11 protein-coding genes, 1 tRNA gene and 3 rRNA genes are annotated in these 18199 nt (G+C 64.1%); 8 read left to right on the top strand and 7 right to left on the bottom strand.

Annotation, left to right across the window (positions count from 1 at the left end; all coding sequences use genetic code 11):
- Window positions 1–71: 71 nt before the first annotated feature.
- The 4 genes from DJ81_RS11875 to DJ81_RS11860 all read right to left on the bottom strand — a co-directional run bounded on the left by DJ81_RS11875 (window position 72) and on the right by DJ81_RS11860 (window position 3896).
- Window positions 72–791: a hypothetical protein gene (locus tag DJ81_RS11875; protein ID WP_094589864.1), complete on the bottom strand. Its 720-nt coding sequence runs from the start codon at window positions 789–791 to the stop codon at window positions 72–74.
- A 104-nt stretch (window positions 792–895) separates the two neighbouring features.
- Complete coding sequence (locus DJ81_RS11870; protein ID WP_094526444.1) at window positions 896–1864, bottom strand: aldo/keto reductase; 969 nt, start codon at window positions 1862–1864, stop codon at window positions 896–898.
- Window positions 1865–1936: 72 nt separating this feature from the next.
- Window positions 1937–2989, bottom strand: coding sequence for an HTH-type sugar sensing transcriptional regulator TrmB (trmB, locus tag DJ81_RS11865; RefSeq protein ID WP_094524851.1), 1053 nt, complete (start codon window positions 2987–2989; stop codon window positions 1937–1939).
- A 166-nt stretch (window positions 2990–3155) separates the two neighbouring features.
- On the bottom strand, window positions 3156–3896 hold the full coding sequence (locus DJ81_RS11860; protein ID WP_094526443.1) for a proteasome assembly chaperone family protein: 741 nt from the start codon (window positions 3894–3896) through the stop codon (window positions 3156–3158).
- Between the two features lie 174 nt (window positions 3897–4070).
- Between DJ81_RS11860 and DJ81_RS11855 the strand changes: the two genes are divergently transcribed.
- Both DJ81_RS11855 and DJ81_RS11850 read left to right on the top strand, forming a co-directional pair.
- The gene (locus tag DJ81_RS11855; RefSeq protein WP_094526442.1) at window positions 4071–5195 is read left to right on the top strand and encodes a mechanosensitive ion channel family protein; all 1125 of its coding nucleotides are present in this window, start codon (window positions 4071–4073) and stop codon (window positions 5193–5195) included.
- A 67-nt stretch (window positions 5196–5262) separates the two neighbouring features.
- Window positions 5263–6975 carry an MATE family efflux transporter gene (locus DJ81_RS11850; RefSeq protein WP_094589862.1) on the top strand — a complete coding sequence of 571 codons (1713 nt, stop codon included), beginning with the start codon at window positions 5263–5265 and terminating at the stop codon, window positions 6973–6975.
- Between the two features lie 28 nt (window positions 6976–7003).
- Here the strand turns inward: DJ81_RS11850 and DJ81_RS11845 are convergent, their stop codons facing one another.
- On the bottom strand, window positions 7004–7231 hold the full coding sequence (locus DJ81_RS11845) for a flagella cluster protein (protein ID WP_094525295.1): 228 nt from the start codon (window positions 7229–7231) through the stop codon (window positions 7004–7006).
- A gap of 140 nt (window positions 7232–7371) precedes the next feature.
- The gene (locus DJ81_RS11840; protein WP_094589860.1) at window positions 7372–8238 is read right to left on the bottom strand and encodes a hypothetical protein; all 867 of its coding nucleotides are present in this window, start codon (window positions 8236–8238) and stop codon (window positions 7372–7374) included.
- Window positions 8239–8383: 145 nt separating this feature from the next.
- On the opposite strand from DJ81_RS11840, the gene DJ81_RS11835 reads away from it, so the two are divergent.
- Complete coding sequence (locus DJ81_RS11835) at window positions 8384–9490, top strand: hypothetical protein (RefSeq protein ID WP_094589859.1); 1107 nt, start codon at window positions 8384–8386, stop codon at window positions 9488–9490.
- Window positions 9491–10256: 766 nt separating this feature from the next.
- A complete protein-coding gene (locus DJ81_RS11830) occupies window positions 10257–11459 on the top strand; it encodes a Cdc6/Cdc18 family protein (protein WP_094589857.1) in 1203 nt (400 codons plus the stop codon).
- 100 nt (window positions 11460–11559) lie between these two features.
- Here DJ81_RS11830 and DJ81_RS11825 read toward each other — a convergent pair whose 3' ends face one another.
- Window positions 11560–12120: a TATA-box-binding protein gene (locus DJ81_RS11825; protein WP_015910251.1), complete on the bottom strand. Its 561-nt coding sequence runs from the start codon at window positions 12118–12120 to the stop codon at window positions 11560–11562.
- A gap of 930 nt (window positions 12121–13050) precedes the next feature.
- Here DJ81_RS11825 and DJ81_RS11820 point away from each other — a divergent pair.
- The 4 genes from DJ81_RS11820 (at window position 13051) to rrf (ending at window position 18197) form a co-directional block, all read left to right on the top strand.
- Window positions 13051–14520: ribosomal RNA gene (locus DJ81_RS11820) — 16S ribosomal RNA — on the top strand.
- Between the two features lie 162 nt (window positions 14521–14682).
- Window positions 14683–14754: transfer RNA gene (locus tag DJ81_RS11815), tRNA-Ala, on the top strand.
- 264 nt (window positions 14755–15018) lie between these two features.
- Window positions 15019–17935: ribosomal RNA gene (locus tag DJ81_RS11810) — 23S ribosomal RNA — on the top strand.
- Between the two features lie 140 nt (window positions 17936–18075).
- Window positions 18076–18197 (top strand): 5S ribosomal RNA (gene rrf / locus DJ81_RS11805).
- Together the 16S, 23S and 5S rRNA genes with 1 tRNA gene alongside form the textbook arrangement of a ribosomal RNA operon.
- Window positions 18198–18199: the final 2 nt, after the last annotated feature.

Below are 18199 nucleotides of genomic sequence, written 5' to 3'. Positions count from 1 at the left end.
GTTCGGCCGCGACGCTGAAATGGGTAGCGTCCGCGGCTCGGAGCGAGGAGGCTGACGGACGGGGCGCGGTCTTATCGACCGGAGCGCCCGTGACAGCCGCGGGAGGTGATCGCGTCCTTCGAGCGGAACCGGCAGCCGCAGTCGTCGCACCGGACGTACGGCTCGCCCGGCTCGGTCTTCAGGCGGTGATCGCCCACCACGAACGGTCGGGTCACGGTCCGGGGGCGGATCCGGTCGGGGATCGGCGTCGACGCCGACTCGCTGAGCGCCGCCCGCACGGCGATGGTGTCGACGTCCACGGGGTCCCACCGGCGGGCGTCGAGGGCCGCCTCGCGGTTGGCCACCTCGGTCCAACCGGTGACGACGACGGGAGAGTTCGTCTCCGTGTCGCCGACGACGACGACGAACCGGATGCCCCCGTCGACGAGGGCGAACCGCCAGCCGTCGGTCCGGTTCCAGCGGAGCTGACCGCGGCGGATCGCGTCGCTCACGGTGCGGGTCGACACGTAGCGACCCGGCTGTTCCAGCCGGTCGCGGAAGTGATCGGTGAGGGCGTAGAGACCGGGGTCGCGGACCGGCGGATCCTCCGCGGTTCGCGCGACGGACGACCGGCGCGGAGACGGCGAGCACTGCCGTCGATAGTCGCCCGTCTCGGGGTCGAAGGGAAGGGTGTCCGACCTCCCCGCCCGCCGGCGTGACCCCGCCGGCGCGGTCGTGGACGCAGTCCGACGCTCCGTCGATCCGGAACGGGATGACTCCGCGTCTCCCGCTCCGCCCTGTCGGGATGCCACTGAGTGACAGTACAGAGTCGGCTCTTAAGTGTGTTACGCCGACACAGGGGTGCGGTCCGCGGATCGGCGTTCGGCGTCGGCCGGGAGTCCACTCCGGCCGCGAGCTACTCGTGGCCGGAGACCCGGACGGGCTCGTACGGCTCCTCCAGCCACTCGACGTCCGACCCGGAGAGGTCGATGTCGAGGGCCTCGACCGCGTCCTCTAGGTGTTCGACGCTCGACGTGCCGACGATCGGCGCGTCGACGATGTCCTTGCCGGCCACCCACCGAAGCGCGATCTGCGCCATCTCCACGCCCTTCTCGTCGGCCAACTCCTGGACGCGCCGATTGATCTCCTCGCCGCCGCCCTCGCGGTACGGCCGCCCGAGTTCGGTCTCGTGCTCCCCGCGGAGCGTGGCGTCGTCGCGCTCGAAGGGCCGCGCGAGGTAGCCGGCGCCGACCGGGCTCCACGGGATCATGCCGATCCCCTCCCTCTCGCAGAGGGGAACCATCTCGCGCTCCTCCTCGCGGTACGCGAGGTTGTAGAGGTTCTGCATCGTGGCGAAGCGTTCGTACCCCTCGCGCTCGCTCGTGTGGAGCGCCTCGGCGAACTGGTGGGCCCACATCGAGGAGGCGCCGACGTACCGCACGTCGCCGCGCCGGACGGCGTCGTCGAGCGTCGCCAGCGTCTCCTCGATCGGCGTGTCGTCGTCCCAACGGTGGATCTGATACAGATCTATCGTGTCCATCCCGAGCCGGTCGAGGCTGTGCTGTAGCTCCTGTTCGATCGCCTTCCGCGAGAGCCCGCCCGAGTTCGGGTTCGACTCGTCCATCTCGCCGTACACCTTCGTCGCGACGACGAACCGGTCGCGGTCGTACTCCGCGAGGACGTCGCCGAGGATCGCCTCGCTCTCGCCGGTCGAGTAGACGTTCGCGGTGTCGAAGAACGTGACCCCGAGCTCGATCGCGCGCTCGACGAGCTCGCGGCCCTCCTCCTCGTCGAGCATCCACTCGTGCTCGCTCCCGAAGCTCATACAGCCGAGCGCCAGTTCGCTGACGGTCGTCCCCGTGTCGCCGAGCGTCGTGTACTCCATACGGATCGGGCGTCGGGATCATTAATAAATCGGACCGACTGCGCGGACTGAGAGTTAAAAAGGAATCCCGCCCTACAGCGCCGGCGGCTCGCCGCGACCGATGACGATCTCCTGCCCCTCCACGTCTTCGAGAGACGCGACCCGTCCCCCGATTTCGACGCGTCCGGACGTCGTCTCGACGACCAGCGAGGCGACCTCCTCGGACTCCTCGAACGCGAGGTCGACGACGCGGCCGCTGACGGTGACCGCCTCGCCGGTCTCGATGTCGCGTCCCTCGACGGTGGCGTAGAACCCCTCGCCGCCGAACTCCCTGACGTCCTTGACGGCGCGGCGGATCGACGCGTAGCGGCGCGGGAACGGGCGCGCTGCGCCGTCGGTGGCGAGAGTCTCCGCCGTCGTCCACAGCACGGTACCGAAGAAGCCGGAGACGAGGAACCCGAGCGCTGAGCGGTTGAAGATGACCCCGTATCGCTCGCGGTCGTCGCGGAGCGCGTCCTGCGTGGCGTAAACGGAGTACTCACCGTCGGCGACCGCGAGGATGGGCGTGGTGATCCCGCGTCGCGCCCGTGCGATGGTCGACACTTCGAGGTAGTCGAACTCGTCCGGGTCCGGCGCCTTCGAGGCGGGAGTGACGAGGAGTTCGACGCTGACGCCGTCGGCCACCTTCGCCGCGAGTTCGTCGCGGAAGCGGCGAAGCAGACCGGGGGTCAGCGAGACGGCGAGCTCGAACTCCGCGCCGGCGATTATCTCCTCCAGGTACCGCAGGATCGTCGAGCGCGACTTCACGAGGGAGACGGCCTCGGTCTCCCGGGTCGGAGCGGTGTACCTCGCCTCGAGTTCGTCGACCATCTCCGCGAACGACGACCGGAGGTCGCCGAACGCGTCTTCCGGGTCGACGGCGACGATCTTCATCGGACGCGACTCGCGGAGCTCCACGAGCCCGCGGTCCGAGAGGCTCCGGACCGTGTCGTACACGCGCGGCTGCGGGATGTCCGTCCGGTCGGCGATGTCGCTCGCCGTCAGTTCGCCGTGCTCCAACACCGCGAGGTAGGCGTCGATCTCGTACTCGCCGAGGTTGAACCGGTCCCCGACGTGGTCGAGGGTGTCGCGGAGGTCGTCGGTCATATCGAGTACGATACGCCCCTCCGATATAGGTTTTTACTATGAGTCGAGTTGCACGCGTTTTCAGAGCGGGATCCCCCTGGGCGATCCGGTCGATTGGGTCGCCCCCACATGTACGTCCGGTCGGCTGGGTCGCACTCACATGTACGTCCGGTCGGCTGGGTCGCACTCACATGTACATCCGGTCGTACCCGCCCTCCGGCTCGCGCTCCTCCATCCGCTCGGCGAGGCCCTCGTAGTGATTGCGAACCTCCTCCGCGAACGACGTCAGCGGCCCGGAGTCGACTCCGAGGTCGTAGGTTTGGTTCACCGTATCCACGAGCCGCACCGTGGCCTCCACGTCCGGGGCCTGCGCGTGGACGGGCGTGATGAGCACGCCGACGCCGAGCGACGAGTCCATCCCTCGTTCGAGCAGCGAGGCGTTCGTCCCGTCGAGGAAGCCCGCCTCCATCGGCGGGACCGTCTCGTCCGCGAGGCGCGCCTCGCGGTAGTCGTCCGTCGCGACGTAGAAGGTGCGGTGAGCGTCCGGACCGTGCGGGATCGGCACCCCGGCCAACACCGTGATCTCCGAGACTCCGGCGCCCTCGGTCCAGTCGAGGACCGCCGTCGAGAGTAGTTTCCCGAGCGCGGGCGGAACGAACTGCTCGGCCACGAGCACGGTGACGTCGACGTCGTCCGCGGAGTACAGTCGGATCGGATGGCGCGGTCGCCCCTTCGCGAACGGGGTGATCGACGGCAGTCCCTCGATCCGGACGTGTCCGGTCTCCTCGAGGTCGAGGTCGTTGACGAGGTAGTCCACGGCGGTCAGTCCGGCGAGGCCGAACGACGAGAAGCCGGCGACGAGAACGTCGCTCGGCGCGGAATCGTGCGCGACGCTGAACGACGGGTTCGCGGGCGGGGTCTCGGACATGGTGCCGGGTTCGCTCGGCGGGATGATAGTGGTTTCCCGGTCCGCGACCTCAAGTTCCTGAACACTGTCCCGACTTTGTCTCCCCGACGCCGTCCCGACTTTGTCTCCCCGACGCCGTCCCGAATCCGCAGGAAGGGAGAAACCCTTTTTCCGGTGGGCGACGGCGGACTTGCTATGGCACAGCCCGCGGGCGCGGCGTCGATATCGGGGACGCTCCTCGGTCCGATGCTGGGGCGGGTCCTCGACCCGGTGACGAACGTCGTTTCCCGCTTGGCGTCGCTCCCCGGTTCGGGGCTGGCGTTGGTGCTCCTCTCGGTCGGACTGGGGGTGCTCGTCTCGAAGTTCCTCGTTCGGCTCATCGGCCGCCCGGTGGCTCGGCGGGTGTCGAGACAGAGCGTCGCCCAGACGATCGTCCGCGGTGTCCGCGTCGGGACGATCGCCATCGCGCTGCTGTTCGGGCTCCGAGCGGCCGGCTTCCAGTTCACCGACCTGCTCGTCGGGACGGCGGTGTTCTCGGCCGTGATCGGTATCATCCTCGCTCCGCTCGTCGGGAACTTCATCAACGGCGTGTTCATCCTCGCGGACCAGCCGTTCGAGATCGGCGACATGATCGAGCTGGAGAACGGGACCACGGGGTTCGTCGAGGACATCACGATCCGGTACACCAAGATATTCACCCTCGACAACACGTTCCTCGTCGTTCCCAACGGGGCGATGCGCGAGCGCGACGTGACCAACTTCTCGGCGGAGGACGAGCGCACGCGGCGGTCCATCGACGTGCTCGTCACATACGAGAGCGACATCCCACAAGCTCGACGGCTCATCGAGCGGGCGGCTCGAGACTGCGACGCCGTCATCAACGGCGGCCCGGACATTCGCGTCGGCGTCGCGCGGTACGTCGCCAGCCCGGACTGCCGACTCCACGAGTTCGGCGACGACGGGATCCTGCTCCGGCTCCGGTACTGGGTGAAGAAGCCGTACAAGCTCGCGAAGGTGCAGTCGGACGTGAACACCCGGATCCGCGAGCGCCTCACCGACGCCGACGTCGAGATGGCGTACCCGCACCGCCATCTCGTCTTCGACGACACCTCCGGCGTCGCGCGGGTGGGGGGTCCGGAGGACGGGCGCCCGGCCGGCGAGCGGGCGGGTGACAACCCCGTCGACGACGGCACGCGGGGCGGCCGCACAGTCGACGGCGACTCCCCGGCCGACGACCTCGAAGACGACCGGTCGGACAGTGAGAAAGCCGTCAGCGACAGCACGGAAGGCGATCGGCCGACGGGCGGCGACGGCGTCTGAGACCACCGCACCACGCGGACCGCCGGAATCGGAAGCCTGATTGACCGAGCCGTTCACTTATAAATCAGTGAGCGACGAGCCCTCCGAGGACCGACCGGATTCCCCTCCAGGGGTCGACGGAAACGGCCCTCATAATGGCGACGACCCCGATGGCGACGGTTCTGGCGGCAGCGACGGCCTTGACGGTGGCGGGCCCGGCGGCAGTGATAGCCCCGGCGGTGACGGGTCCGGCGGCAGTGATAGCCCCGGCGGTGACGGGCCCGGCGACGGCGACGAACGCGTCCCCAAGGAATCGATCACGGGGGGGAGCTTGGTGCGGCCGCTGTTCCAACTGGCGTGGCCCATCGTCGTCATCCAGCTGCTGCAGGTGACGTACAACGTGGTCGACACGCTCTACCTCGGCCGGCTCTCCGCGGAGGCGGTCGGGGCGATCAGCCTCGCGTTCCCGCTGATATTCCTGCTTATCGCCGTCGCCGGCGGGTTCACCACCGCGGGCGCCATTCTCGTGGCGCAGTACACGGGAGCAGACGGCGACCGGTCGGCGGGGCTGGTCGCGGGACAGACGATCTTCACGGTCTCCGTGCTCTCGGTGTTCATCGGGGTCGCGGGGTACTTCTACACGCGCCCGGCCCTGGAGCTCCTCCCGAGCGACCCCGCCACGGCGGCGACGGTGATCCCCCTCGCGGCCGACTACATGGAAGTCATCTTCGCCGGCATCCCGCTGATGTTCGGCTTCTTCGTCTTCTCCGCGCTGATGCGCGGCTACGGCGACACCCGGACGCCGATGGCGGTGATGCTCGTCTCCGTGGTCCTGAACGTCCTTCTCGACCCATTTCTCATCTTCGGGTTCGCGGACAACCCGCTGTTCGAATGGCTCGCGGGGGCCCCGGTCGTCGGCGCGGTCGACCCGGTCGCGCTGGAGGCCACGCTGTTCGCGGCCACCGGATTCACCGGGTACGGGATCGAAGGAGCCGCGATAGCGACGATCTTCTCTCGGGGAGTCGCCACCGCGATCGGTATCTGGCTGCTGTTCGGCACCGGGCTGGGCCCCGCAGTCACGGTGAGCCACCTCGTCCCCGACCTGGGGTTCATCCGCGACATCTTCCGGCTCGGGCTCCCCTCCAGCGTCGAGCAGACGACCAGCGCGCTCGCGATGATCACCCTCACGGCGATGGTGGTCACGTTCTCGCCGCCGGTGGTGGCGGCCTACGGGCTCGGGAACCGACTCATCTCGCTCGTGTTCCTCCCCGCGATGGGGCTCGGGCGCGCGATCGACACGATGGTGGGGCAGAACCTCGGTGCGGACCGGGCTGATCGCGCCGCGCGGTCGGTCAAGCTCGCCGCCGGGACCGGTGCGGGCGTGATGTTCCTCGTCGCGGTCGTCGCGGTGGCGTTCACCGAACCGATCGTTGGCGCCTTCCTCGGCGACGTGCCGGACGCGCCCGCGACGGTCGGCTACGCCGGCGAGTACGTTCGGATCCGTTCGGTCGAGTTCGCCTTCATCGGCGTCTCGCAGGTGATCCTCGGCGCGTTCCGCGGCGCCGGTAACACGAAGACCGCGATGGTGATCTCGATCCTCACGCTCTGGGTCGGCCGCGTCGCCAGCGTGGGCTACCTGGTCTTCGTCGTCGGGTGGGGCGAGACGGGGGTCTGGGTCGGCATGGCACTCGGTAACATCCTCGGCGCGGTGATCGGGGTCGCTTGGTTCGCCCGAGGAACGTGGACCGAACGCTACATCGAAGAGCCGGAACCCGACGTCGACCCGGTCGCGAGCGACTGAGGGGCCGGTACCGGGAGAGACGGAGGGCTCAGTGCCGGAAGAGGTGGATCGCGTGGTCGTCGCGGAGCAGACAGAATCGAGCGCCGTCGTTCTCGGGGAATGTCGTTCCGATCTCCCGCGTCGTGAACAGTCGGTCGAACGGGGCGTCACAGACCGGGCACGGGACGTCCTTTCGATTCTTCCAGAGTCGCGTCGATCCCGTGTCCTTGAGCTGTTTCAGCGCGTGGCGGTGGTCGTGGACGTCGAACCGCGTCATAAGCGGCAGTCGATGGGGCGGCGGTTGAATGTGCCCCCGCGAGTATCACGCGTGATTTCGACGTGTTCGGCGTGTCGGGTCTCTCTGTTCGGCGTGTCGGGTCTCTCTGTTCGGCGCGTCGGATCTCTCTGTTCGGCGCGTCAGGGCTCTCGGTCGGCTAGTTGCGACCGAGCCCGTTCGAGCGCCGCGGCGTCCCCGACCCGAACGTACTCGCCGAGCGCGTCGGCGGCGTCGACGAGCGCGTCGGCGTCCGCGGCGGGGACGTCGCCGTTGAGCGCCTCGACGCGTTTCGCTCTGTCGCGGAGGCGCCCGAGGACCTCTCTGGCCGGTGCGATCCGGGACTGCGGGTCGTCGCCGGCGACCGTTACCGTCGGCGCGGGCGCTTCCTCGTCGCTCATTATTTCGGAGTCGGCTTCGACCTCAGGGGCGGTTTCGACCTCGGTGGCGTCGACGGCTGCGTCGTCCGTTTCGCCATCGGCGTCGAGTTCGTCGAGGAACGCGAGGAGGTCGCTCCGGTACTCGTCGACCGCGCGAGCCGCCGCCATCCCGCGTGCCTCGCGCAGTCGCTCGGGGACGTCCGCCGTCGCGGGGCGGTCGCCGTCGTCGGCTCCGGCCAGCAGATCGAGGAGGTACTCGCGGCCAGCGTCGGTCGGATCGCGGAGCCGGTCGTAGCAGTCGACCGCCTCCAGGAGCTCTCGGGCCGCGAGGTAGACGGTGTCGAGCGGGAGCAGCTCTCCGCCGCGAACGAACCCGCGCTTGCGGACGTACTCGCGGAGATCCGACTTGAGGTCGTCGACCCCCTCCGCGGGCAGGGTCCCGCTCGCGTCTCCGAACCGGGCACTATGTGGGCTGAGGTCGAGGGACGCGGGGGCGTCAGTGTGGGCCGTGCGGTCGTCGACGCCGACGCTTCGGAGGCTCCCGCAGTCCGGGCACTCGACGCTTCCCGTCTCGTAGTACGACCACCGAGCGCCGCACCCCTGGCACTCTCGCTCGCCGCGGACTTTCATACTCGGAGCCTCGGACCGTCCGGCGTAAAGGGCTGTGGTCGGCGACGCCTCGGCGGCGTTCCGCATGCGTTCCGGCCGGGCTTCGGCGGCACTTCGGCGAGGGTTCGCAACACGTTATATAAGAGATCCGTGAGAACTGTCGGCCATGAGTTGGCACGCCGTCGCCGCCCTCGACGACGCGGTCGACGCCACGCGTCGGTTCCTGTTCCCGTTCAGCCTGGTTCGCTGGGCGAAACTCGCCCTCCTCGTACTCTTGATGGGCGGAAGCGGCGCGAGCGCGAACGTTCCGGTTTCATTCGTCTCCGACACCGACGTGGCGCCGCCTCGGGGGATGGATTCGGGCGTCGGCGGCGTCGGTCCGAACCCCGCGACTATCGAGCGGTCCGTAGGGTCGATCGATCCGGGGACGCTCGCAGTCGTCGCGGTCGGAATCGGCCTGCTGATCGTCGCGGTCTCGGTCGTCTCGCTGTCACTGCGGCTGGTCTTCTACGACGCCATCCGCACGAACGAGGTCCGGATCTGGCGGCCGTTCCTCGCACGGCTCCGCCAATCGATCGGGCTGTTTCTGTTTACCGCGACGCTGAGCATCGCAGCGGCGGCGCCCGTCGCGCTCGCGGCGTTCGTTACGGTCGCTGGGGACGCTCCGATCGGGTGGGAGCCGGTCGACGCGGTAGCCGGAACGCTCGGGTCGCTATCGGTCGGTACGGCCGTCGTTCTGGGAGTTCTCGGCGCCGCGTTCGTCGCAGTCGCCGTACTCGCGCTTCGCTTCACCTACGAGTTCGTCGTGCCGACCATGATCGTCGAGGAGACCGGGGTTCTCGGGGGATGGAGTCGGTTCTGGACAACGCTGCGCGCCGAGTGGACGGAACTGGTGGTCTATCTTCTCGTCCACTTCGTCGTCTCGCTGGGGCTTTCGGTCGTCGCGGGGATCGCGGCCGTGTTCGCCTTCGCGCTCGTGGCCACGGTCGCCGGCCTCGTGCTCCTCCTCGTGGCCGTCGCTCTCGGTGGACTTGGCGCGCTGGTTGGAACCACAGCCGGGGCGGCGGCAATCGCGCTCGCGGTGCTCGCCGGGTCTGCGCTCCTGCTCGTGCTTCTGTTGCCGGTGCAGGTTCTCACCCAGTCGTACCGCATCGCCTATGAGGTCTCGACGCTCGGTGGGATGGATCCCGACCTCGCGCTGCTTCACCCCGACCTCGGTACTCGGGCTTCCGGGCCGGCAGGGGCGGACGGCGCCGATTCCTCCGACCGTTGAGCGTTCTGATCGCTGAGCGCTCTGACTGCTGGGCGCTCTAGTCGTTGATCCTTCTGGTCGCCGAGCCCTCGGCCCTCTCGACTTCACCGACGAGGACTCGAAGGAGTTCGCGACGACGCGGTCTCGGGAGCGTTGTCACATCGACGACTGGTGGGTTCGGTCGAGTCGGAGGTACCACGTCGAGGAAGGGAGTGACACACCGGGTTTCCGGTGAAACACGGTGGCTTGGCGGGTGGGGGCGGAGCGGGTCCGGATCCGTCCTCCCAACTCCCAGCCTCTGCCACCCCTGCTCGGAAAAGCGATCCCTCGCTCGGAAAAGCGATCCCTCGCTCGAAAAAAGACCCACCGACTTCCATAAAGAATTATAAACTCGTTTTGAGTACAGTCCACTGGCAGCAATCGTAGAGAGAATTCTCTCGATCGTAGAGAGACTTTCATCGGAAATGCAACCAGTTCGGCATCAAAACCTCAGTCGGCTCGAACGGCGTCCTATCGTCGAATACCCTCGTTATCGTCGAAGGCCAGCCGCTCGTCTCCGGCCACTGGGAGTTAGAAATCGAACACCGCGTTTCCGGTGAATTCGAGCGCCGCGGTAGCCCCTTCGACCGTGCTGCCCCCACTCTGTTACCGCCCCGCTCCCCGCCCACCCAACACCACCACCCCACCTACCGCATTTCACCGGAAACACGGTGTGTGTCTCAATGGATCTCCTCTCGCCTCACGCTCGAAGCGGAACGCATTTCACCGGAAACCCGGTGTCGATCCCATGGACGCAGCGGACGACCTCTTCACTCGGGAGGACCCGATATTCGCGAATAAGGAGCTCCTCGAGATCAGTCATCTCCCCGGAGAGGGTCGTATCGTCGGCCGGGACGACGAGATCGCCGATCTCGCGAACGCTGTCAATCCGGCCATCTTCGGCCAGAGCCCGAGCAACGTACTCATTTACGGGAAAACGGGGACGGGGAAGTCTCTCTGCGCGAAGTACGTCTCGAAGCGACTCGTTTCGACCGCCGGCGAGGAGGGCGTCAACGCTACCTTCGCGTACGTCGACTGCGCGCAGGACACGACCGAGACGCAGGCCGTGCAGACGATCGCCGACGGTGTGAACGACCCCGACGCGACCGGGATCAACGTCCCCGACAAGGGGCTCTCGACGTCGACCTACTACAAGCGACTCTGGCGCATCCTCGACCAGCGATACGACGTCGTGCTCATCATCCTCGACGAGATCGACAAGCTCGACGACGACGCGATCCTGATGCAGCTCTCCCGAGCGGGCGAGGCCGGGAAGATCACCGACTGCAAGCTCGGCGTCGTCGGGATCAGCAACAAGATCCAGTACAAAGACCGGATGGACGAGCGAGTCAAATCCAGCCTCTGTGAACGCGAGTTCGTGTTTCCGCCGTACGACGCGAACCAACTCCGAGAGATCATGCAAGCCCGGGCGGACGCCTTCCACGACGACGTCCTGGATCCGTCCACCATTCCGCGCGCCGCTGCGCTCGCGGCACGGGAGCACGGAGACGCACGGAAGGCCATCGACATCCTCAGATACGCCGGCGAGATCGCACAGGGGAACGACGAACCCACCGTTCGCGAGGAGTTCGTCACGCAGGCGCGCCAGCGCGCGGAAACGGATCGCTTCCGCGAGCTCATACGCGGATCGACGCCGCACTCCCGGTACGTCCTCCAAGCGCTCGCGCTGCTGTCTCTCTCGAACGGGCGACAGGACGGCTTCCGAACTAGTCGCGTGTACGAGATCTACGAGAACATCTGCCGGCAGGAGGGGTCGGACAGCCTCTCGCTCCGCCGCGTCCGCGACCTCCTCAAGGAACACGCGTTCCTCGACATCATCGAACAGTCGAAACACAGCGGCGGGAGCGCGGAGGGCAGTTACACGAAACACCAACTGTTGGAGGATCCGAGCGTCGTCAAGGAGGTACTGACAGAGGATAGCGCGGCGTAACCACCGCGGATCCGACGACTTACCGCCCTCCGTTCGCCGTTTGAGCGTGATCGAGCCGTATCGTCTGGACGTGATCGAGCCGATCCGATCGAGCGAGCGTTTAGCCGAGGAGGCCGAGTCCCTCGATCCGTTCGACGATCTCCTCGACGGCCTCCTCGGCGTCGTCTGTTCGCTTCCCACCGGTGATGACGATCTTCCCGCTGCCGAACAACAGGATGACTACTTCCGGCTCGTCCATCCGATAGACGAGTCCAGGGAACTGCTCCGGCTCGTACTCGACGTCCTCTAGGCCGAGCCCAATCGCCAGCGCGTTGAGATTGAGGTTGTGACCGAGGTCGGCGCTTGACACGATGTTCTGCACCGTTATTTCGGGATCCTCTTCAACGGGGATCTGGAGTCCGCGAAGCTTCTCGAAGATGATCCCGAGCGCTTCGTGGACGTCATCGATGCTCTTTGCGCCCGTGCACACTATCTTCCCCGACCGGAAAATGAGTGCGGCCGCCTTCGGCTCTTGAGTCCGGTAGACGAGGCCGGGGAAGTTGTCCGGGTTAAAATCGGCGCCCGGGAGGTCCTCTGCGAGCGCTTCCAAGTCGAGCTCTTGGCCGATACCGGTCGATGCAACGACGTTCTGGATCTCGATCGAATCAGCAGGGTTCGTCATCGTTCGCTTTTATATGCGTCCCCCTCCCTTATAAACGCCCGTGGTATAAACAACCGCTCGCTCGCGGTGTGTTCCTCACTACTTTCCTTTTTATCCGCGGGGCCCGGGCGGTTCAACCCTGTCCTGACGATTACAGTTGCGTGTTACTGCTACTGTGCTGCTGTGTTACTACTCCTTTCGTTGTTCGCGCACGCACGTGACTAGCAATCAGTTCGAGACGAGCAGTATCTCTCCACCGAGAGCGGACTATCGCCGTCGAAGTTCACTTTACTTTTTCCCGGTCGGAGCGCTCGTTCATCCGTGGTCGAAACGGCGTCTCGAACCCCACGCTCGCGAAGCGACCTCAACGGGATCCGTCGCTGAATCTCCCCCGCGGCCTCGCTTCAGTCAGTGACAGAAAAAAAACACTTTCTCGCAAATCAGTTCCTGCGGTTCGACCGAACCACCTCTCCTCGACGGGCTCCGGATGTCTTCAGTTCGCGATCCGTCGTGGCAACCTCTCTCAATGAAACCGCATGACGTGGCGGCGATGGTTCGACGGGGTTAAGTACAAGCCGGGGTTCGTGTTGAATGCGAAGGTCCCCCGGCGTGGGGGACAACGGCCGGCCGCACCGCGGCCGGTCAAAGCGTTCCGACGTGCTTAAGTGTATAAGCCCGTTCGGTTGAAACGCAAAGAACGCACCGCGGATTCGGGCCGTTCAATTCGGCCCGGTTTCGCAGAGTCGGTTCGACCGACTCACCGATATGAGGATTTCGCCCCCTGCGCTCCGGCGTAAGAGGAAATCTGATGTGAGCCGTGGTAGTTCGGTGTCATCCAGATCGCTGGCTGACCCGGACACCACATAGACCATGCAATGGTGTTTTGACTCACCGAGAGTCAAAACCCGCCAACACCCCCTCCGAGCCGGGAACCAGGTTCGGAGGTTATACATTCCGGTTGATCCTGCCGGAGGCCATTGCTATTGGGATTCGATTTAGCCATGCTAGTCGCACGAGTTCAGACTCGTGGCGAATAGCTCAGTAACACGTGGCCAAACTACCCTTCGGACTACAATACCCTCGGGAAACTGAGGCTAATAGTAGATACCACAGTCCACCTGGAATGAGGACTGTGCTAAATGCTCCGGCGCCGAAGGATGTGGCTGCGGCCGATTAGGTAGACGGTGGGGTAACGGCCCACCGTGCCAATAATCGGTACGGGTCATGAGAGTGAGAACCCGGAGACGGAATCTGAGACAAGATTCCGGGCCCTACGGGGCGCAGCAGGCGCGAAACCTTTACACTGCACGACAGTGCGATAAGGGAATCCCAAGTGCGTAGGCATAGAGCCTACGCTTTTGTCCACCGTAGGGAGGTGGACGAATAAGGGCTGGGCAAGACCGGTGCCAGCCGCCGCGGTAATACCGGCAGCCCGAGTGATGGCCGATCTTATTGGGCCTAAAGCGTCCGTAGCTGGCCGCACAAGTCCATCGGAAAATCCACCCGCTCAACGGGTGGGCGTCCGGTGGAAACTGTGTGGCTTGGGACCGGAAGGCGCGACGGGTACGTCCGGGGTAGGAGTGAAATCCTGTAATCCTGGACGGACCGCCGATGGCGAAAGCACGTCGCGAGAACGGATCCGACAGTGAGGGACGAAAGCTAGGGTCTCGAACCGGATTAGATACCCGGGTAGTCCTAGCCGTAAACAATGCCTGCTAGGTGTGGCTCCCACTACGAGTGGGTGCTGTGCCGTAGGGAAGCCGCTAAGCAGGCCGCCTGGGAAGTACGTCCGCAAGGATGAAACTTAAAGGAATTGGCGGGGGAGCACTACAACCGGAGGAGCCTGCGGTTTAATTGGACTCAACGCCGGACATCTCACCAGCATCGACTGTAATAATGACGATCAGGTTGATGACCTTATCCGAGTTTCAGAGAGGAGGTGCATGGCCGCCGTCAGCTCGTACCGTGAGGCGTCCTGTTAAGTCAGGCAACGAGCGAGACCCGCATCCTTACTTGCCAGCAGCACTGCGAAGTGGCTGGGGACAGTAGGGAGACCGCCGTGGCCAACACGGAGGAAGGAACGGGCAACGGTAGGTCAGTATGCCCCGAATGTGCTGGGCAACACGCGGGCTACAATGGTCGAGACAAAGGGTTCCTACTCCGAAAGGAGACGGTAATCTCAGAAACTCGATCGTAGTTCGGATTGTGGGCTGCAACTCGCCCACATGAAGCTGGATTCGGTAGTAATCGCGTGTCATAAGCGCGCGGTGAATACGTCCCTGCTCCTTGCACACACCGCCCGTCAAAGCACCCGAGTGAGGTCCGGATGAGGCTCGTTTCACGAGTCGAATCTGGGCTTCGCAAGGGGGCTTAAGTCGTAACAAGGTAGCCGTAGGGGAATCTGCGGCTGGATCACCTCCACAGACCCGAGACTCGCCCTCTGGGCGAGCTCACCTTTCGACCGTCTCTCAAGACGGTCACTACTCATGCATGGTCACGTGTCCGTTCAGACACCGATCTGGACACCGACGAACTACCACGGTTCACACACCACAAGCGCAGAGCCTTCCCACACGGGAAGGTGGGCTCATAGCTCAGCGGTAGAGTGCCTCCCTTGCAAGGAGGATGCCCTGGGTTCGAATCCCAGTGAGTCCATGTCCCCCAGCGTGAATCCGTCCCCTTAAGTGGGAGACGCGATTCCGTTGGGTTACGACGACCGATGCACCATCCCGGGAAACCGCGGATGGGAAGGGTTCGACGAACTCCCCGCCAGGGAGATTCGATGACGACCGTGTATACGTGCGATCCAGACGTCCACTGAACTCATACGAGTTCGTGGAACGTCAGTGAACCATATACAGTCGGGTGACACTATGTCACTTGACACCGTTGGAGGTTCCTTTCGGAACCGTCCAACAACACTACTGGCTACTGTGCCAGCTGGTGAATGGCTCGGCTCGAGAGCCGACGAAGGACGTGCCAAGCTGCGAAAAGCTCGTGGGACCCGCATGGAGGGAAAGAACACGAGATTTCCGAATCGGAATCCGTTTACAATTGCTTTGCGCAATAGGGAACTCCCTGAATTGAAACATCTCAGTAAGGGAAGGAAAAGAACGCAACCGCGATGTCGTCAGTAACCGCGAGTGAACGCGACACAGCCCAAACCGAAGGTCTTCGGACCAATGTGGTGTTCGGGTTGACAACCAAAACGCGACCCACTCTCAGAAGTCTCCTGGAACGGAGCGTGAAACAGGGTGACAACCCCGTACGAGAGTGCAGTACCGTTGGCGTCAATACCAGAGTAGCAGGGGTCGGATATCCTCTGTGAACAACTCAGGCATCCCCTGAGAAGGCTAAACACTCCTCGAGACCGATAGCGAACAAGTAGCGTGAGCGAACGCTGAAAAGCACCCCGAGAAGGGCGGTGCAATAGGGCCTGAAATCAGCTGGCGATCGAGCGACAGGGCGTACAAGGCGTCTCTCAAAACGACCGAGGAGCGATCCTCCAGTAGGAAGAGAGACGAGCCGACGTCGTGTCGTGCGTTTTGAAAAACGACCCAGGGAGTGCACTTGATTGGCAAGTCTAACTCGTGAACCGAGGAAGGCGCAGGGAAACCGATACGGCCGCAGCACATACGTGCGAGGGCCACCGTGTTCAAGCGCGGGGAGTCAATTGGGTGCGACCCGAAACCAGGCGATCTATACGCAGGCAGGGTGAAGCGTGGCGAAAGCCACGTGGAGGCCCGTTAGAGGTGGTATTCTACAATATCCTCTCGTGATCTGCGCATAGGGGTGAAAGGCCCATCGAGCCTGGCAACAGCTGGTTCCAACCGAAACATGTCGAAGCATGACCTCTTCCGAGGTAGCCCGCGGGGTAGAGCTACCGATTGGATGACCCGCCTCCGAGAGGAGTCGGCCATCCTGTCAAACTCCAAACCCGCAGGCGCCGTAGACGAAGGGAGTCCGGTGTGCGGGGTAAGCCTGTGCACCATGAGGGGAACAACCCAGAGCCGGGTTAAGGTCCCAAAGTGTAGATTAAGTGCGATTCGAAGGTGGTCTCAAGCCCTAAACAGCCGGGAGGTGAGCTTAGAAGCAGCTACCCTCTAAGAAAAGCGTAACAGCTTACCGGCCGAGGTTTGAGGCGCCCAAAATGATCGGGGCTCAAATCTACCACCGAGACCTGGCCGTGCCCGTCACAGGGCAACCGCGTAGGTTGGCGTTCTGTTCGGATGGAAGCCCGGGCGAGAGCTCGCGTGGACCGTTCAGAAACGACAATCCTGGTCACAGTAGCAGCGATAGTCGGGTGAGAACCTCGACGGCCTGATGAGCAAGGGTTCCTCGGCACTGCCACTCAGCCGAGGGTCAGCCGGTCCTAAGATGCACCGCAACTCGACTGCATCAACGGGAAACTGGTTAATATTCCAGTGCCATCGTGCAGTAAACGTCGACGCCGTGTGGAACGCTGAGCCGGGCCTTCGCCCGGTCGAATCATGGAAACTCGTGGAAGCCGTCATGGCACGAAGCGAGCGAACCGTGAGATAGCGCAAGTCAGCCGTACATAGGGCCCGTGAAAAGACAAGCACGATGTCCGTACCGAGATCCGACACAGGTGCTCTGGCAGCGAAAGCCACGGCCTGTCGGGAGAACCGACGTTAGGGAATTCGGCAAGTTAGTCCCGTACCTTCGGAAGAAGGGATGCCTGCTCTCTACGGAGCAGGTCGCAGTGACTCGGGCGCTCCGACTGTCTAATAACAACACAGGTGACCGCAAATCCGCAAGGACTCGTACGGTCACTGAATCCTGCCCAGTGCGGGTATCTGAACACCTCGTACAAGAGGACGAAGGACCCGTCAACGGCGGGGGTAACTATGACCCTCTTAAGGTAGCGTAGTACCTTGCCGCTTCAGTAGCGGCTTGCATGAATGGATAAACGAGAGCGCCACTGTCCCAACGTTGGACCCGGTGAACTGTACGTTCCAGTGCGGAGTCTGGAGACCCCCAAGGGGAAGCGAAGACCCTATAGAGCTTTACTGCAGGCTGTCGCTGAGACGTGGTCGCCGATGTGCAGCATAGGTAGGAGACGTTACACAGGTACCCGCGCCAGCGGGTCACCGAGTCAGCATTGAAATACTACCCGTCGGTGACTGCGACTCTCACTCCGGGAGGAGTACACCGGTAGCCGGGCAGTTTGACTGGGGCGGTACGCGCTCGAAAAGATATCGAGCGCGCCCGAAGATCATCTCAGCCGGGTCGGGAATCCGGCGAAGAGCGCAAGAGCACAAGATGGTCTGACAGTGTCATTCCCAACGAGTGACGCTGACGCGAAAGCGTGGTCTAGCGAACCTACGAGGCTCCGGAATGGGGCCCGTAGATGACAGAAAAGCTACCTTAGGGATAACAGAGTCGTCACCCGCAAGAGCACATATCGACCGGGTGGCTTGCTACCTCGATGTCGGTTCCCTCCATCCTGCCCGTGCAGAAGCGGGCAAGGGTGAGGTTGTTCGCCTATTAAAGGAGGTCGTGAGCTGGGTTTAGACCGTCGTGAGACAGGTCGGCTGCTATCTATTGGGGGTGTCAAGGTACTTGACGTGAACGAACGTATAGTACGAGAGGAACTACGTTTGGTCGCCACTGGTGTACCGGTTGTGTGAGAACGCAATGCCGGGTAGCCACGCGACACGGGGTAAGAGCTGAACGCATCTAAGCTCGAAACCCACATGGAAAAGAAGTACCGTTGAGGTCACTCGTAGAAGACGAGTTCGATAGACTCGGGATGTACGCACCGAGGCAACGAGGTGTTGAGTCCACGAGCACTAACAGACCGAAGCCACAATCATACGGCACTGACACCACACTCGCATGAGTTCAGGCGGTAACTGGATCGCACGTATACACGGTCGGCCGATCGCGAGATCGGAACCACCGACACAGGCGTCTCTCAGCGGAGAGGCTCGGTTCGAATCCGAGCGTCGGCATAAAGGCGGCCAGAGCGGTGGGGGAACACCCGTACCCATTCCGAACACGGAAGTTAAGCCCACCAGCGTACCGGGAAGTACTGGAGTGAGCGATCCTCTGGGAACCGCGGTTCGCCGCCTGCCCA

This window comes from Halorubrum sp. Hd13, assembly GCF_002252755.1.
Classification (GTDB): Archaea; Halobacteriota; Halobacteria; order Halobacteriales; family Haloferacaceae; genus Halorubrum.
Note: the sequence above shows the minus strand (reverse complement) of the source record. Positions and strands in the feature narration are given on the sequence as shown.

Bases quoted from the DNA above. Each gene is read 5' to 3' on its own strand.
- DJ81_RS11870 (WP_094526444.1), bottom strand. From the start codon at position 1,864: ATGGAGTACACGACGCTCGGCGACACGGGGACGACCGTCAGCGAACTG.
- trmB (WP_094524851.1), bottom strand. From the start codon at position 2,989: ATGACCGACGACCTCCGCGACACCCTCGACCACGTCGGGGACCGGTTC.
- DJ81_RS11860 (WP_094526443.1), bottom strand. From the start codon at position 3,896: ATGTCCGAGACCCCGCCCGCGAACCCGTCGTTCAGCGTCGCGCACGAT.
- DJ81_RS11855 (WP_094526442.1), top strand. From the start codon at position 4,071: ATGGCACAGCCCGCGGGCGCGGCGTCGATATCGGGGACGCTCCTCGGT.
- DJ81_RS11845 (WP_094525295.1), bottom strand. From the start codon at position 7,231: ATGACGCGGTTCGACGTCCACGACCACCGCCACGCGCTGAAACAGCTC.
- DJ81_RS11840 (WP_094589860.1), bottom strand. From the start codon at position 8,238: ATGAAAGTCCGCGGCGAGCGAGAGTGCCAGGGGTGCGGCGCTCGGTGG.
- DJ81_RS11835 (WP_094589859.1), top strand. From the start codon at position 8,384: ATGAGTTGGCACGCCGTCGCCGCCCTCGACGACGCGGTCGACGCCACG.
- DJ81_RS11830 (WP_094589857.1), top strand. From the start codon at position 10,257: ATGGACGCAGCGGACGACCTCTTCACTCGGGAGGACCCGATATTCGCG.
- DJ81_RS11825 (WP_015910251.1), bottom strand. From the start codon at position 12,120: ATGACGAACCCTGCTGATTCGATCGAGATCCAGAACGTCGTTGCATCG.